Annotated in this window: 14 protein-coding genes; 6 read left to right on the top strand and 8 right to left on the bottom strand. The window is 64.6% G+C overall.

The features are described 5' to 3' along the window. Positions 1-4: 4 nt before the first annotated feature. The 4 genes from F600_RS0100915 to kdpF are packed head-to-tail and all read right to left on the bottom strand — an operon-like array spanning position 5 to position 4351. The gene (locus F600_RS0100915) at positions 5-544 is read right to left on the bottom strand and encodes a potassium-transporting ATPase subunit C (protein ID WP_026306028.1); all 540 of its coding nucleotides are present in this window, start codon (positions 542-544) and stop codon (positions 5-7) included. A gap of 5 nt (positions 545-549) precedes the next feature. Next, on the bottom strand, positions 550-2643 hold the full coding sequence (gene kdpB, locus F600_RS0100910; protein WP_018158693.1) for a potassium-transporting ATPase subunit KdpB: 2094 nt from the start codon (positions 2641-2643) through the stop codon (positions 550-552). Continuing rightward, positions 2640-4250 carry a potassium-transporting ATPase subunit KdpA gene (gene kdpA, locus F600_RS0100905; protein WP_018158692.1) on the bottom strand — a complete coding sequence of 537 codons (1611 nt, stop codon included), beginning with the start codon at positions 4248-4250 and terminating at the stop codon, positions 2640-2642. Before kdpA ends, kdpB begins: the two co-directional genes overlap by 4 nt. Next, a complete protein-coding gene (kdpF, locus tag F600_RS31435; RefSeq protein ID WP_018158691.1) occupies positions 4250-4351 on the bottom strand; it encodes a K(+)-transporting ATPase subunit F in 102 nt (33 codons plus the stop codon). The genes kdpA and kdpF overlap by 1 nt, the downstream gene beginning before the upstream one ends. 271 nt (positions 4352-4622) lie before the next feature. Here kdpF and F600_RS0100890 point away from each other — a divergent pair, with 271 nt between their 5' ends. After that, complete coding sequence (locus F600_RS0100890; protein WP_018158690.1) at positions 4623-4958, top strand: ArsR/SmtB family transcription factor; 336 nt, start codon at positions 4623-4625, stop codon at positions 4956-4958. A gap of 160 nt (positions 4959-5118) precedes the next feature. On the opposite strand, the gene F600_RS0100885 is transcribed toward F600_RS0100890, so the two are convergent. After that, positions 5119-5748: a TetR/AcrR family transcriptional regulator gene (locus F600_RS0100885; protein ID WP_026306027.1), complete on the bottom strand. Its 630-nt coding sequence runs from the start codon at positions 5746-5748 to the stop codon at positions 5119-5121. A 199-nt stretch (positions 5749-5947) separates the two neighbouring features. Between F600_RS0100885 and F600_RS31430 the strand changes: the two genes are divergently transcribed. Continuing rightward, the gene (locus tag F600_RS31430; protein WP_156024341.1) at positions 5948-6181 is read left to right on the top strand and encodes a hypothetical protein; all 234 of its coding nucleotides are present in this window, start codon (positions 5948-5950) and stop codon (positions 6179-6181) included. Between the two features lie 71 nt (positions 6182-6252). Here the strand turns inward: F600_RS31430 and F600_RS0100875 are convergent, their stop codons facing one another. Then, positions 6253-6642, bottom strand: coding sequence for a hypothetical protein (locus F600_RS0100875; protein ID WP_156024340.1), 390 nt, complete (start codon positions 6640-6642; stop codon positions 6253-6255). A gap of 127 nt (positions 6643-6769) precedes the next feature. Next, positions 6770-8389, bottom strand: coding sequence for a chaperonin GroEL (gene groL, locus F600_RS0100870; protein WP_018158686.1), 1620 nt, complete (start codon positions 8387-8389; stop codon positions 6770-6772). A 199-nt stretch (positions 8390-8588) separates the two neighbouring features. Between groL and F600_RS0100865 the strand changes: the two genes are divergently transcribed. Then, positions 8589-9716 (top strand): PQQ-dependent sugar dehydrogenase, encoded by a 1128-nt coding sequence (locus tag F600_RS0100865; protein WP_026306026.1) that lies wholly within the window; start codon positions 8589-8591, stop codon positions 9714-9716. A 297-nt stretch (positions 9717-10013) separates the two neighbouring features. On the opposite strand, the gene F600_RS0100855 is transcribed toward F600_RS0100865, so the two are convergent. After that, positions 10014-11054, bottom strand: coding sequence for a beta-ketoacyl-ACP synthase III (locus F600_RS0100855; RefSeq protein ID WP_026306025.1), 1041 nt, complete (start codon positions 11052-11054; stop codon positions 10014-10016). A 296-nt stretch (positions 11055-11350) separates the two neighbouring features. On the opposite strand from F600_RS0100855, the gene F600_RS0100850 reads away from it, so the two are divergent. The 3 genes from F600_RS0100850 to F600_RS0100840 are packed head-to-tail and all read left to right on the top strand — an operon-like array spanning position 11351 to position 15156. Continuing rightward, complete coding sequence (locus F600_RS0100850) at positions 11351-12076, top strand: phosphatidylserine decarboxylase (RefSeq protein ID WP_018158682.1); 726 nt, start codon at positions 11351-11353, stop codon at positions 12074-12076. After that, positions 12076-12969 (top strand): CDP-diacylglycerol--serine O-phosphatidyltransferase, encoded by an 894-nt coding sequence (gene pssA / locus F600_RS0100845; protein ID WP_018158681.1) that lies wholly within the window; start codon positions 12076-12078, stop codon positions 12967-12969. Before F600_RS0100850 ends, pssA begins: the two co-directional genes overlap by 1 nt. A 12-nt stretch (positions 12970-12981) precedes the next feature. Next, positions 12982-15156 carry an AAA family ATPase gene (locus tag F600_RS0100840; protein ID WP_018158680.1) on the top strand — a complete coding sequence of 725 codons (2175 nt, stop codon included), beginning with the start codon at positions 12982-12984 and terminating at the stop codon, positions 15154-15156. The last annotated feature ends 110 nt before the right edge of the window (positions 15157-15266 follow it).

Below are 15266 nucleotides of genomic sequence, written 5' to 3'. Positions count from 1 at the left end.
ATCATCAGTGTGCACTGAGGAGCCGATTCAGCTCGGTGACGTTGACATGCGGCTCCCCCAGAAATCCGAGAATCCTCCCGTGCGTTGCCTTTTCGACCAGTTGCCGCACGGCTTCGACGCTCAGTCCACGCGCCTTGGCGACGCGCTTCACCTGGAGATCCGCATAGGCGATGCTGATGTCCGGGTCGAGGCCCGATGCACTCGCGGTCACCGCGTCCTCGGGAACCTGGTCGATCCGAACGCCCTCGCGCGCCGCGATCTCCGTGCGGCGCTGCAGGATCACCTGGTCGTAGTCGGCATTGTGTTCGCCCTTATTCGATGCACCCGATGCCGGCAGGGTCGCCGCGGACGGCCGGGTGTGGAACCACTGATCGCCGTCCCGATCGACCCCCACCAACGTGGTGTTCACGGCTTCGGCGCGGTCATGCAGACCCGGAATTCGACTGACCGCCCACACCGACGCCGGGTACAGGATTCCCGTGATCACGGTCAGGATGAGCAGCACCCGCAGGCCTGCCATCGACTGCTTCACCAGTGCATTCATTGATGTCACCCAATTCCCGGGATGAGGCATACGAGGAGGTCGATCACCCAGATGCCGAGGAACGGAGTGACCACACCGCCGAGGCCGTAGATGAGCAGGTTGCGGCGAAGGAGCGCCGAGGCGCTGGACGGCGTGTACCGGACACCGCGCAAAGCCAACGGGATCAGCGCCACGATGATCAGCGCATTGAAGATCACCGCACTCAAGATCGCCGACTTCGGCGTCGCCAAGTGCATGACATTCAGCCGGTCGAGCTGCGGATACAGGACCACGAACATCGCGGGCAGGATCGCGAAGTACTTCGCGATGTCGTTGGCGAGGCTGAACGTCGTCAGCGCACCCCTCGTGATGAGCAACTGTTTGCCGATCTCGACGATCTCGATGAGCTTGGTCGGGTCAGAGTCGAGGTCGACCATGTTGCCGGCCTCTTTGGCCGCCGATGTACCGGTGTTCATCGCGACACCGACATCAGACTGCGCGAGAGCGGGCGCATCGTTCGTGCCGTCACCGGTCATCGCGACGAGGCGACCGCCCTCCTGCTCGGCCTTGATGAGCGCCATCTTGTCTTCGGGCTTTGCTTCGGCGAGGAAGTCGTCGACTCCGGCTTCCTTGGCAATCGCCGCGGCCGTGAGCGGGTTGTCTCCAGTGACCATGACAGTCCGGATGCCCATCGCGCGCAGCTCGGCGAACCGCGCCTTCATGCCGGGTTTCACGACATCGGACAGACGGATGACCCCGAGAACGCGGCCGTCTTCGGCCACGACGAGCGGAGTGCCGCCGTCGGCGCTGATGCTGTCCACGACCGCCTGGAGTTCCGCAGACGACTCGAAGCCGCTGGCCGCGCCCTTACGCACGCACCGCCCGTCGAGGTCGATCCCGCTCATGCGGGTCTGTGCCGTGAACGGGACGAACTCTCCGGTCTTCTCGTGGTCCGTGGGTTCACTTGCACGGCCATGTTCGGCGGCGCAGAGGTCGACGATGCTTCGGCCTTCCGGAGTTCCGTCCGCGAGGCTCGACAAGCGAGCAGCGTCGACGAGTTCGTCGAGGGAAACGCCGGCGGCCGGGATCAGCTCGGTCGCACGACGGTTACCCCAGGTGATCGTGCCGGTTTTGTCGAGCAGCAGGGTGTCGATGTCGCCCGCAGCCTCCACCGCCTTTCCCGACTTTGCGAGCACGTTCCGCTGCACGAGGCGGTCCATGCCGGCGATACCGATTGCCGAAAGCAGTGCACCGATCGTCGTCGGGATGAGGCACACCAGCAGCGCCGACAGCACGACGACCGACTGGGTGGCACCCGAATAGACCGCGAACGGCTGCAGGGCCACGACCGCCAGTAACAGGATGATCGTGAGGGTCGACAGCAGGATCGTCAGCGCGATCTCGTTCGGTGTCTTCTGTCGCTCCGCGCCTTCCACGAGCGCGATCATGCGGTCGACGAACGTCTCTCCGGGCTTGGTGCTGATGCGGACGACAATGCGGTCGCTCAGGACTGTGGTGCCTCCGGTGACCGCAGACCGGTCACCGCCGGACTCGCGAATGACCGGTGCACTTTCGCCGGTGATCGCGGACTCGTCAACCGTCGCAATCCCTTCGATGACGTCGCCGTCACCCGGAATCGACTCACCCGCTTCGACGACGACAAGGTCGCCGATCTTCAGATCTGTTCCTGGCACACTTTCTTCGCCGCCGCCGTCGACGAGCCGACGTGCGACCGCGTCCTTCTTCGTCTTGCGCAGAGCCTCCGCCTGAGCTTTGCCTCGGCCTTCGGCCACCGCTTCGGCCAGGTTCGCGAACAACGTGGTGAACCACAGCCACATCGCGACGAGGATCGCGAAGACGCTGGGATCGGTCACCGCGAACACGGTGACGAGGGCGGAACTCACCCACACGACGAACATGACCGGGTTTCGCACCTGGTGCATCGGGTGCAGTTTGCGAAGTGCATCCGGAAGCGACTTCACGAGTTGCTGCGGATTGAAGACGCCGGCAGCAACGTGATGGCCGAGGTCGCCAGAACATGGCCTGCGGCGCGACGTAAACTTCTCGGCATGGCGTTCCCGAATCTGTTCGGGAGTTCGGTTGGGGATTGTCGTGGTCACAGGAGACCCTCCGCGATGGGCCCGAGAGCAAGGGCCGGAATGAAAGTGAGAGCCGCGACCAGCACGATCGCGCCGCCGAGCAAGGCGGCGAACAGCGGCCCGGTGGTCGGCAACGTGCCGGCTGTGACGGGGACCTTCTTCTGCTCCGACAGGAATCCTGCGAGCGCGAGTGTCGCGACGATCGGGATGAACCGTCCGAGTGCCATACACACACCGAGCGAGGCCTGGAACCAGTCGCTGGTCACGGTGATTCCCGCGAAGGCACTGCCGTTGTTGTTCGACGCGGACGCATAGGCGTAGAGGATCTCCGAGAGTCCATGCGCGCCTGGGTTGTTCAAGGCACTGCCGGTGCCCGGCAGGACTGCCGCGATCCCCGCCGCGACCAGCATGACCGTGGGCATCGCGAGGATCGAAACCGCGGCGGCCGTGACCTCGCGCCGCCCCAGCTTCTTGCCGAGGTACTCGGGCGTGCGTCCCACCATGAGCCCGGCGAGGAACATGGCGATCACCGCCATCACGAGAATTCCGTACAGTCCCGTACCCACGCCACCCGGCGTGACCTCCCCGAGAAGCATGTTGAGCAGCGCCGCGCCACCACCGAATCCAGTGAAGCTGTCGTGCATGGCATTCACTGCGCCCGTCGATGTGCCTGTGGTCGAGTCGGCAAACAGCACTGAACCAGGGATGCCGAAGCGGACTTCCTTGCCTTCCATCGGCCGCAGACCGTGCGCCTCCGACCACCACATGACAGCCAACATCCCGGCCCAGATGGTGCCCATGACGCTCAGCAGGACGTAGCCCTGCTTCCGGTTGCCGACCATCGTGCCGAAGGTGCGCGTCAGCGAGACCGGGATGACGAGCAGCAGAAAGATCTCGGCAAGGTTCGTCCAGGCACTCGGGTTCTCGAAGGGATGCGCGGAGTTCGCGTTGAGGATTCCGCCGCCGTTGGTGCCGAGTTCCTTGATCGCCTCCTGGCTCGCGGCGGGCGCAATGGCGACGGTCTGCCCGTCGACTGAGACGCCGGAATGAAGGCTCATCACCACACCGCCGGCAACGAGAACGAGGGCGAAGATGAACGACAGTGGCAGCAGGATGCGCAGCGTTCCGCGCACGATGTCAACCCACGCATTGCCCAACCGGTTGGTGCGCTGCCGCACGAATCCGCGAATCAACACCATGGCCACCGCCAGACCGACGGCCGCCGACACGAAGTTCTGCACGGTCAGGCCGACCATCTGAACCGTGTGGCCCATGACCGTCTCGGGGACGTAGGACTGCCAGTTCGTGTTGGTGACGAAGCTGATCGCGGTATTGAACGCCATTCCCGGTGGAATCGATCCGCGGTGGAAAGAAAAGGGGAGCAACGGTTGTAGCCGCTGCAGTAGATAGAGCACCACCACGCTCACGAATGAGAAGCCGAGAACACTCAACGCATAGACCGGCCAGCGCTGCTCGGACTCCGGATCGATCCGAGCCACTCGATAAATCGCGCGTTCGACTTTCGAGTGCTCGGTCGTCGTGAAAACTCGCGCCAAGTAGTCGCCGAGCGGAACATAGACGATGGCGAGCGCCGCGATCAGCGCGGCGAGCTGAATCCACGCGGCCATCAGAGTTTGTCCGGCCGGATCAGCGCCACGAACAGATACACAATGAGGAGCACAACAAGTGTTCCCGCGAGCACATTGGCCACCAGACCTGTCGCATTCACAGCTTCTCCAACCCCTTGACGGCGATTACCAACAACGCGAAAACGGCAACCAAGAGCACCGCATAGGCCACGTCGGCCATCAGCGTTCCTTCCACAATTCGATCGATGAGGACACCGGAAGAATCGCTCTGCTGAAGGCCGACTGAACGGCTGCATATGGACTCCTGACGCGAGCCTCGGCGATCTTTACGCCTTCCTTACGTAGGGCGTGAGCCAGGTGACATGATTCAATTTGTTGCGCAAGTGACCCGACGAACAGTTCGCGAGCAGAATGCCCAAGCCACTCCCGCACGTCACCACCGAACAGCTCGACGCCGCTGCCACGGCGTTCGATCTGCTGTCCGTGCCTGGCCGACTACACCTCGTGTGGCTCCTGGCGTCCGACGAATACGACGTGACGACGCTCGCCGAACTGACGGGCGCGAACGTTCCAGCGGCGAGCCAACAACTGGCGAAACTGCGCGCCGCGGGAATCGTGAAGTCCCGGAAGAAGGGGCGGCACAAGCTCTATCGCGTCGACAGCCCGCACTTGGTGCGCGTCGTCAAGGAGATGATGCGACACCTCTCCCCGGACGGGTCGCTGACCCCGGACGAGAAAGAGAGCTAGGGCGTGTCTGACAAATCCGGCTGGATGCCGCTGGGGGTCAGGCCGCCGGTCCAGCAAGGCGGCGGCGGAGCCGATACCGGGGTTGTATCGGCGACAACGCCAACGCAGCTGGCCGGTGGACTGGCACCAGGGGCGCCAGATGGGATTTGTCAGACATGCCCTAAGAGGCCATCGCGCCGATGAGCGACCGCGACAGCACGCTGATCACGGTCTCGATGTCCGGCTTCGGGTCCGCGACGCTCCAGTCGTAGACGACATAGTTGATCGCACCGATGACGGCACTGACCCGGATCGCGTAGTCGCCGCTCGGAATCTCCCCCGACTCGGCAGCGTGCTGCGCAATACCGAGGACCATCTGGGCCCACACCTTGCGCTGATCGAGGCGGACTTCCTCGACCCGCGGGCTCGCACCGACCACCTCCACGAGTCCGACGCGGGCGCGACGTGGATCGCTCGCAACCGATTGGATATAGGCGCGCGTCGCGGCCTGAATGACGGCCTCTATTCCGCGGCCACCCGCCTGGGCAACGGCGTCGGCGACCGCTGCCATCGACTCCGCCTCGATGTTCTGGAACAGTTCGACGAGCACGTCCTCACGACCGGAGAACTCTTCATAGAACTGACGGGAAGACAATCCGGCGGCGCGACATATCGCACCAACAGAACTATTCGAATAGCCATCCTGCGCGAAAATCGTCAACGCTGATTCCAAGAAGCGCGCGCGACGTTCCTTCTGGCGGTCGGCAATGGCCTGACCAGCGTAAGTTCGTCCTAGCGCTGCGCGTGTCATCGTGGTTGAGACTACCGCGAGCACAACCCACTAACTCAGAGGGTGCCGCCAAGCGTGTTGTGCGTCCGTTTTGCGAATATTGCAAACCGCCTGCAAATTGTTGCCAATTCAACCTTCAGGCATTCCAGTTGATATTGACCGGTGGAAGACTTCTGTTCGTGGTTGAAAGGACAACCACTTTCGAGGTTGGAGTTCGACAATGACAAAGCGATTTGGGTTGCGGTTGGCGGCAGGCTCCATTGTCATTGGAGCCATCACGCTAGGTGCCCTCGGGTCGGCCACCGCAAGTGCTGACATAACAATTGATCGGCCCGGTGACCGCACCACCACAGTTACCGTGGGCGGCGCCTCACTCAAACTCGGCAACGGTGACAGTGGCGGCGGGCTCAGCCTGAACAACGGTGGATTCCAGATTCTGTGGGGGCAGAACTAGATCCACAATGGACGAACAGCAAGAGGCCGGCCCTGTTGGAACAGGGACCGGCCTCTTCTTGCTGTGGCGGCCTAGATGGGTGCACCCGACGTGAATAGCCCATCGTTCACGGCAGAATCTCCGCTGCCGTCACGACAGGCCATGTTGACCTGCACGCGGTGCCCGAATTCATACGGTCCTAGGGTGATGCTGAACGAAGCGGGGGCCGTCGAGTTGTAGACCCGAGCGCCCGCTTTGACGTTCCCGAACTGATCCAGGTCCTTTGCGGACCACTTGCACGTCACCGGCGGCTTGTTGGTGGTGACGGTGTAAGAGATCTGCAGATGCGCAGCGTCTTGGGTGGGGCCGAAATAAAGGCTGTACGAGGTTAGCTGTGCGCTTGCCGGTGGCGCTGCCATTGTCACCGCGGCTGCGGCCGCGACCGCTGCCACAACAGATTTCACAACAACGCGCTTTGACATTGCACTCCTGAAATTCACAAAACGGACGGACCCGGCAAGCGTAGCGGTCTCCGAGCAAACCCGATGAACAACCAAAAACCGGGCGGCTCGCATTAGCGAACCGCCCGGCTTTGTTGGTGAGGTGGACTTAGAAGTCCATTCCGTCCATGCCACCCGGAGCTGCCGGTGCGGCAGCCTTCTCCGGCTTGTCGGCGACGACAGCCTCGGTGGTGAGGAACAGAGCAGCGATCGAAGCCGCGTTCTGCAGCGCCGAACGGGTCACCTTGACCGGGTCAGCGACACCCTGGGCAAGCAGGTCGCCGTACTCGCCGGTGTCTGCGTTCAGGCCGTGGCCGGTCGGCAGGTTGCTGACCTTGTCCGCGACGACGCCCGGCTCGAGGCCGGCGTTGAACGCGATCTGCTTCAGCGGAGCCGACAGCGCGACGCGAACGATGTTCGCACCGGTTGCCTCGTCGCCCGTAAGGTTGAGCGCGTCGAGAGCCGGCGCCGACTGCAGCAGCGCAACGCCACCACCAGCGACGATGCCCTCTTCGACGGCAGCCTTCGCGTTACGGACAGCGTCCTCGATGCGGTGCTTGCGCTCCTTGAGCTCGACCTCGGTAGCAGCTCCGGCCTTGATGACCGCAACACCGCCGGCGAGCTTCGCCAGGCGCTCCTGCAGCTTCTCGCGGTCGTAGTCCGAGTCGCTCTTCTCGATCTCCGAGCGGATCTGGTTCACGCGGCCGTCGATCGCACCCTGCTCGCCGGCACCGCCGACGATGGTGGTCTCGTCCTTGGTGACGATGATCTTCTTGGCGCGACCGAGCAGCTCGAGGCCTGCGGTCTCCAGCGAGAGGCCGACCTCCTCGCTGATGACCTCTCCACCGGTGAGGATGGCGATGTCGGCGAGCTGAGCCTTGCGACGGTCACCGAAGCCCGGAGCCTTGACGGCAACCGACTTGAAGGTGCCGCGGATCTTGTTGACGACGAGGGTCGAAAGAGCCTCACCCTCAACGTCCTCGGCGATGATCATCAGCGGCTTGCCCGACTGGATGACCTTCTCGAGCAGCGGGAGCAGGTCCTTGACGGTCGAGATCTTGCTCGCGACGAGCAGGATGAGAGCGTCCTCGAGAACCGCTTCCTGACGCTCGGCGTCGGTTGCGAAGTAGCCCGAGATGTAGCCCTTGTCGAAGCGCATACCCTCGGTCAGCTCGAGCTGAAGGCCGAAGGTGTTGCTCTCCTCGACGGTGATGACACCTTCCTTGCCGACCTTGTCCATCGCCTCGGCAATGAGCTCACCGATCGAAGCGTCACCAGCGGAGATACCAGCGGTAGCAGCGATCTGCTCCTTGGTCTCGATGGCGATGGCGGTGGAGAGCAGGCTCTCGGTGACTGCCGCGACAGCCTTCTCGATACCGCGCTTCAGGCCGAGCGGGTTAGCGCCGGCGGCAACGTTGCGCAGACCCTCGCGAACGAGCGCCTGAGCCAGAACGGTTGCGGTGGTGGTTCCGTCACCAGCGACGTCGTCCGTCTTCTTGGCAACTTCCTTGACGAGCTCCGCACCGATCTTCTCGTACGGGTCCTCGAGCTCGATCTCCTTGGCGATCGAAACACCGTCGTTGGTGATCGTGGGGGCGCCCCACTTCTTCTCCAGAACGACGTTGCGGCCCTTGGGGCCGAGGGTCACCTTGACAGCGTCGGCGAGGGCGTTCAGGCCCCGCTCGAGGCCGCGGCGAGCCTCTTCGTCGAACGCAATAATCTTGGCCATTGCGAGTTATTCCTCCATGAGGCATTGACTGTGTGCGATGGCCAGGCTCGGTGCCCGCGACGGACGACTGATAGGCAGCCTCACCGTCCCGACCTAGCACTCGAGTGTAGCGAGTGCCAAAGCCATCTTGGCACTCGGGTCGGTCGAGTGCAAGGTTGATTCCAACCGTGCGAACCGTCTCGCGTCTACTCTCGGACCAATGAGGGCTCACGTTGCGGCGACCGCCGCAATGCTCGTGCTCGCCGCTTGCGGGTCCGCCGGCCCGGAACCCGCGGCAGACCTTCCCAAGCTCGACATCACGACGCTGGCAGATGGTCTCGACCACCCGTGGGACGTCGCGGTCGCGCCCGACGGAACCATCCTGACTGGCGAGCGTAGCGGCCGGTTCGTGGCATTGCGCCCTGGTGTCACCGAACCGCAACCGATCGATGCCGACCTCTCGGATTTGTTCGCGCGGGGCGAAACCGGGCTGATGGGCCTGGCTTTCGCGGCCGACTTCGACACATCGCGAGAACTGTTCAGCTGCCAGGGCTACACGCACGGCGTCCAGCAGGACGTCCGGGTCGTCACCTGGCGAGTCAGCACCGACTGGCAGCGTCTCGAACGGACCGGGGTACTCATTTCCGGGCTCCCCTCGCGAACGGGACGTCACGGCGGCTGTCGGCTAATACTTGAAGACTCGGACACCCTGCTCATCGGGACCGGTGACTCCGCGCAACCGAAGGTTTCGCAGGACCCGAACTCCCTGGGCGGAAAAGTCCTCCGGGTCGATTCCCGAACCGGTGCGCCCGCGGAGGGCAATCCCCTCCCGAATAGCCTGGTGTTCACACTCGGTCACCGCAACATTCAAGGCCTCGCCGTCCAACCCAAGACGGGAACGATCTACACCGCCGAGCACGGGCCGGACGTCGACGACGAGGTCAACCGCATCGTCCCGGGCGGCAATTACGGCTGGAAACCCGACCGCAGCGGCGATTGGTACGACGAATCAGTGCCGATGACCGACCCCGACCGCGTCCCCGGAGCAATTCCCGCGGTGTGGAGTTCGGGCGCCTCGACGATCGCCATATGCGCACTGACCTTTCTCGGCACGGAGTGGGGAAACTGGTCCGGCGCGATCGCCGTCGCTGCCTTGAAGGGCCAGCAAATCCGCCTGTTGAAACTGTCCACGGACGGGAAGTCCGTCACGGCAGTCACTCAGTTGCCCGAACTCAACGGCACCTACGGCCGCATCCGAACCGTGCAAAGTCAGCCCGACGGCTCGCTCCTCGTCACCACCGACAACGGCGGTGACGATCAGATTCTGCGAGTACGTCCAGTGTCTTAGGACGGCCGCTAAGCGATAGTGGGTCCCGGAAAAGGCGGAACGCCCCGACCTAACTACGGCCGAGGCGAACCAGTTCGATTTCGCGCGGTGTCACAAGTCGTTCGAGCTGCTCACTCGACCAGCTGTCCGGAGTCTCATCGACCCATTGCAGCTTCGACAATGGCACTGCCTCACTCAAATGACGACGCAAAAATCCGTTCAGATCCACGCCGAACCTCCCATGACTGCCCGTCGGTGGCGACCCTCTACCTATCGTCCACCTCTAGAGTTACGAACAGGTGAAGGCGCGCAGACCCCTCAGGCGACGATCTTCGGGAGTTTCACAACCTGGCCGGCCCACGTGAGACCCGCACCGAAGGCGAGCAGCAGCGCGGTCGCACCCGGCTTCGCGGCACCACTGGACAGCAGTTGTTCCATGGCCAGCGGAATCGAAGCGGCCGACGTGTTGCCGGTCTCCTCGATGTCACGCGCGATCGCGCAGTTCTCCGACAGCTTGAGGTGCTTGGCCATCACGTCGGTGATTCGGCCATTGGCCTGGTGCGGGATGAGCGCCTCGATGTCCTGCATGGACAGGCCCGCCTTGTCGACGGCGTCGCGCAGTGCCTTCTCGAGAGTCGAAGCGGCCCAACGGAAGACCATCGTGCCTTCCATCGCGAGGTAGGGACGCTCGGTCTTCGCACCGGTCAACTCGTTGGCCTCGACCTCGTTGATGTAGTCGAGCGTGTTCTTGGTCTGGCCGATCGCGCGGCCGAGTTCGCCGTCCGAACCCCAGGTGACGGGACCGATGCCCTCTTCGTCCGACGGACCGACGATCACCGCTCCGGCGCCGTCACCGAAGATGAAGGCAGTGCCGCGGTCGCGCGGATTCACGGTCGGGCTCAGCTTCTCCGCACCGATCACCAGCACGTGACGGGCACTGCCGCCGCGGATCATGTCGGCGGCGACCTGGAGCGCGTAACAGAAGCCCGAACATCCGGCGCCGAGATCAAACGCGGCCGTCCCGGTGATGCCAAGCGCCGAGGCGATCTGCGGCGCCGCGGGCGGGGTCTGCTGGAAATTCGTGGACGTCGCGTTGATCACACAATCGATCTGCGCGGCGTCGATTCCCGCTGAGCGGATGGCCTGCTCGGAAGCTGCGGTGGCCATGGTGATGACCGTCTCGCCCTCGCCCGCAAAGCGGCGAGAACGAATACCGGAACGGGTCTGAATCCACTCGTCGCTGGAGTCGATTGCCTCGATGATCTCGGCGTTCGGGACGACCCGGACCGGACGGTATGCGCCGATACCCATCATTGCGACGTGCGAGATCCCCGACGGGCTCCCAATGCTTGCGGGCATGGTGTCATCTCCAAAGGTGCGACGTGACGCGGAGAAACTGTCGATACCCACCCGAGGGAATCGAACCACGTCACGGTTCGTAAAATTGAGTCAAGCTCAGGTTACGGGACCCTATTTCCTCGTCAAGGGAGACACTCCCGCCGCCCAAATGCGCTACCGCCGCAGGGATTACCGAACAGTCGAAGCGCCTGACGGTTAACGTTAACCTTGTTACTCGAACGCGCCCCTGCGCGAAACGTGTTTCGACTGCTCAGTGAGCGATCGCTGAGCAACGACTAAGAACCAAAGAGGAATCTGTGGCACGCCGCCCCTACCCGGAGGGAACTCCCGAGAAGTCCCCGATCGGCCACATGGTCGAACTGGTCAAGACGTCGGTTCCGCCGATTCACCCAGACGGCGCACCGTTCGTTCTCGGTCCGCTCGCGATCGCCGCACTCGGCCGCAGGCACACCATTATTCGCCGCACCGGACAGCTCACCGCCCTCGCGTGCGCCGCCTTCTTCCGGCACCCCAATCGCGTCCCGCCGACGCGTCCGGGCGTTGCCGTAGCACCCGCGGACGGCACCATCACGCTCGTCGACGAAGCCGCACCGCCAGCCGAACTCGGACTCGGCGACGCTCCGTTGCCCCGCGTGAGCATCTTCCTGTCGGTGCTCGATGTCCACGTCCAGCGCGCTCCCGTCGAGGGCACCGTGCACGCGGTGATCCACCAGCCGGGCAAATTCATGTCGGCCGATCTCGCGGAGGCCAGCGACCACAACGAGCGGAACACGATGGTTCTCGCGACCTACGGCGACCAGCGGGTCATCGTGGTTCAGATCGCCGGCCTCATCGCGCGCCGGATCGTGTGCCACGCCGGAGTGGGTGACCAACTGCAGCGCGGTCAGACCTACGGCCTCATTCGCTTCGGCTCGCGGGTCGACACCTTCTTGCCGCAGGGCTCCAAGCTCCTCGTCGAGGTCGGGCAGCGGGCAGTCGGCGCGGAGACGATCCTCGCCGAGCTGCCGGAAAGCGCGCGCTGATGAACGCGGCATCGGGAAGCACAGTCGGCCACCGGGCACGGAAGCACTCGCGGCCGGTCCGTTTGTTGCCCAGCGTCATCACCATCCTCGCCTTGTCCTCCGGGCTCTCGGCAATCAAGTTCGCGCTCGATCGCGAGACCGACATCGCGCTGCTTCTGATCGGTGCGGCCGCGATCTTCGACGCACTCGACGGCCGGGTCGCGCGCCTGCTCGACGCGACGAGCAAGATGGGCGCCGAGCTCGACTCGCTGTCCGACGCGATCTCGTTCGGCGTCGCACCCGGGTTGATCCTGTACTCGTTACTCCTCAACGGAAACCGATTCGGCTGGATCATCGCGCTCATCTACACCGTGAGCATCGTGCTGCGCCTCGCGCGCTTCAACACGCTGATGGACGACGCGAACCAACCGAGCTACACGAAGGACTACTTCGTCGGCGTACCCGCGCCGGCCGGTGCTCTGATGACGTTGGTTCCCGTTGTCGCGTTCGCCCAGTGGGGCGAGGGCTGGTGGACGAACTTCCCGCTGGTCGCCATCTGGACGTTGTTCTCGGCGGCCTTGATCGTCAGCCGGATTCCGACCTTGGCGATGAAGTCGATCAACGTGCCGCCGCGTCTGGCCGTGATTCTTCTCGTGCTGGTGGTCATCGCCGCGGGCGCGCTCGTAACCTACCCGCGCATCCTGCTGCTGATCCTGGTGGGGATCTACCTTCTGCACATCCCGTTCGCGATCCGCTCGCAGCGCTGGGTCGCGGCGCGGCCGGAGATCTGGGACCGCAAGCCCGCCGAACGCCGGGCGATCCGTCGCTCGTCGCCGTCGCGGGGCGCCAGCCGCCTGGGCCTGCGACGCCCAAGTGGTCCGTCCAAGGCGAACCACTCAGCACGTCGGCGGTAGACGAGTCACTGGATGCCCGAACTCACCCTGACTGCGCGCCTCAACACCTCAGCTGCAGACACGCGTCGCGGAGTGGTGCGGCTCCATCCCGAGGCCCTCACGGCCCTCGGTCTGCGCGAATGGGATGGGATCGCCCTCACCGGCTCGCGGGTGACTGCGGCCGTCGCCGGAATCGCCCCGCTCGGCACGCCGACGGGCACGATCCTCATGGACGACGTCACGCTGTCCAATGCCGGGATCAGTGACTCGGGAACCGTCGTCGTGGCACCGGTGACCGTCTTCGGTGGCCGCCAGGTGTGCGTATCCGGTTCGTCGCTGGCCACCACCTCGATCAACACGGCAACGCTCCGTCAAGCCTTGCTCGGCAAGGTCGTGAGCGTCGGAGATGCGGTGTCGCTGCTGCCGCGGGACCTCGGTCCGGGCACCAGCACAAGTACGACGACCCGCACACTGTCCCAGACGTTCGGCATCGCCTGGACCTCCGAACTATTGACGGTCACCTCGGTCGATCCGGGCGACGGACCGGTGAGCATCCAGCCGAACACCGCCGTGTCCTGGTCCGCCACGGGCAAGGTCACCCCGCTGCGCAGCGTGCGGATGGTCAAGCGGCAGAAGCCCGATGAGGCACTTCCGGCGGTCTCCGCCGATGAGCTGCCCGGCTCGCACCCGCAGGCTGCGAAGCTCACCGAGTGGCTCAGCCTCGCTCTCGACGAACCGGGTCTTCTCAAGGTTCTCGGTGCCTCGCCGCGGCTTGGCGTGCTCATCTCCGGGCCCGCCGGTGGCGGCAAGTCGACGATGGCGCGGGCGGTGCTCGCGAATCGAGTCGTCTCGAGCCTCGACGGTCCATCGATCGGCGCCCTCGAAGCGGAGGGACGGCTTCGCGCCGTCACTCGCGCGGTCGACGATGTCATCCCCGGGGGCGTCCTGCTCATCACCGAGATCGACACGCTCCTCCCGGCGACGGCCGAGCCCGTCGGGACGATCATCCTGGGCGAGATCAAACGCGCGATCGAAACCCCAGGCGTCGCCTTCATCGCCACGACCGCGCATCCCGAGCTCGTCGACAACCGTCTCCGCAACCCGGATTTCTGCGACCGCGAACTCGCGCTCACGCTGCCCGATGCGAAGACCCGCAAAGCGCTGCTCGAGCTGCTCCTTCGCAAGGTTCCCTCGCGAGACCTCGCCCTCGATCAGATTGCCGTGCGCACACCCGGATTCGTCGTCGCCGATCTTGCCGCGCTGTGCCGCGAGGCGTCACTGCGGGCCGCCGCCCGAGCCCGCGTCTCGCGCGAGGACCCGGCGGTCATCCAGTCCGATCTCATCGGCGCGCTCGGTGTCATCCGCCCGTTGTCCCGCTCCGGAACCGAGGAACTCGCGATCGGTACCGTCGCCCTCGACGACGTCGGCGACATGGTCGAGACGAAGCAGGCGCTCACCGAGGCGGTCCTCTGGCCGTTGCGGCATCCGGATTCGTTCGCGCGCCTCGGCATCGATCCGCCGCGGGGCGTCCTGTTATACGGACCGCCCGGCTGCGGCAAGACGTTCCTCGTCCGGGCCCTCGCGAGCACCGGACAACTGAGCGTGCACGTCGTCAAGGGCGCCGAACTCATGGACAAATGGGTCGGTTCCTCCGAGCGTGCGGTCCGTGAACTGTTCGCTCGCGCTCGGGATTCCGCGCCCTCTCTCGTGTTCCTCGATGAGGTCGACGCACTCGCCCCGCGACGCGGCGGCAGCGTCGACTCCGGTGTTGGAGACCGCGTCGTCGCTGCTCTGCTCACCGAACTCGACGGCGTCGAACCGCTGCGCGATGTCGTGGTCGTGGGTGCGACCAACCGCCCGGACATCATCGACCCAGCGCTGCTGCGTCCCGGGCGGCTCGAACGACTCGTCTACGTGCCACCGCCGGACGCCGACGCGCGGGTGGCGATCCTGTCGACGGCCGCACGGTCCGTACCGCTCGCGAAGGACGTCGACCTCCAAGCGATCGCCCGAGACCTCGAGGGGTACTCAGCGGCGGACTGCTCTGCTCTGCTGCGGGAGGCAGCCTTGGCGGCGATGCGTCGCAGTGTCGATGCGGCCGAAGTGAGCGCCGCGGATATGGCAGCCGCGAGGAACACCGTTCGACCGTCACTCGACCCGGGACAGATCGCCATTCTCGAGGCGTACGCGCGGGAGAGGCAGGCCTAGGTTTTTCGGCTAGCCGGCACACTTCGGTCCCGTGCAGCGCCGCAAAGGAAACTATGACTTTGCTCCGCTGTGACGTGCCGGTTTGCGCCGGTCACATCGCGGAGCCGGTT

Origin of the sequence: Smaragdicoccus niigatensis DSM 44881 = NBRC 103563 (assembly GCF_000380645.1) — a bacterium.
GTDB classification, from domain to species: domain Bacteria; phylum Actinomycetota; class Actinomycetes; order Mycobacteriales; family Mycobacteriaceae; genus Smaragdicoccus; species Smaragdicoccus niigatensis.
Note: the sequence above shows the minus strand (reverse complement) of the source record. Positions and strands in the feature narration are given on the sequence as shown.

What these genes read in the sequence shown, in the direction of transcription:
- F600_RS0100915 (WP_026306028.1), bottom strand. Translation starts at nt 544, where the DNA reads ATGAATGCACTGGTGAAGCAGTCGATGGCAGGCCTGCGGGTGCTGCTC.
- kdpA (WP_018158692.1), bottom strand. Translation starts at nt 4,250, where the DNA reads ATGGCCGCGTGGATTCAGCTCGCCGCGCTGATCGCGGCGCTCGCCATC.
- F600_RS0100890 (WP_018158690.1), top strand. Translation starts at nt 4,623, where the DNA reads ATGCCCAAGCCACTCCCGCACGTCACCACCGAACAGCTCGACGCCGCT.
- F600_RS0100885 (WP_026306027.1), bottom strand. Translation starts at nt 5,748, where the DNA reads ATGACACGCGCAGCGCTAGGACGAACTTACGCTGGTCAGGCCATTGCC.
- F600_RS31430 (WP_156024341.1), top strand. Translation starts at nt 5,948, where the DNA reads ATGACAAAGCGATTTGGGTTGCGGTTGGCGGCAGGCTCCATTGTCATT.
- F600_RS0100875 (WP_156024340.1), bottom strand. Translation starts at nt 6,642, where the DNA reads ATGTCAAAGCGCGTTGTTGTGAAATCTGTTGTGGCAGCGGTCGCGGCC.
- groL (WP_018158686.1), bottom strand. Translation starts at nt 8,389, where the DNA reads ATGGCCAAGATTATTGCGTTCGACGAAGAGGCTCGCCGCGGCCTCGAG.
- F600_RS0100865 (WP_026306026.1), top strand. Translation starts at nt 8,589, where the DNA reads ATGAGGGCTCACGTTGCGGCGACCGCCGCAATGCTCGTGCTCGCCGCT.
- F600_RS0100855 (WP_026306025.1), bottom strand. Translation starts at nt 11,054, where the DNA reads ATGCCCGCAAGCATTGGGAGCCCGTCGGGGATCTCGCACGTCGCAATG.
- pssA (WP_018158681.1), top strand. Translation starts at nt 12,076, where the DNA reads ATGAACGCGGCATCGGGAAGCACAGTCGGCCACCGGGCACGGAAGCAC.
- F600_RS0100840 (WP_018158680.1), top strand. Translation starts at nt 12,982, where the DNA reads ATGCCCGAACTCACCCTGACTGCGCGCCTCAACACCTCAGCTGCAGAC.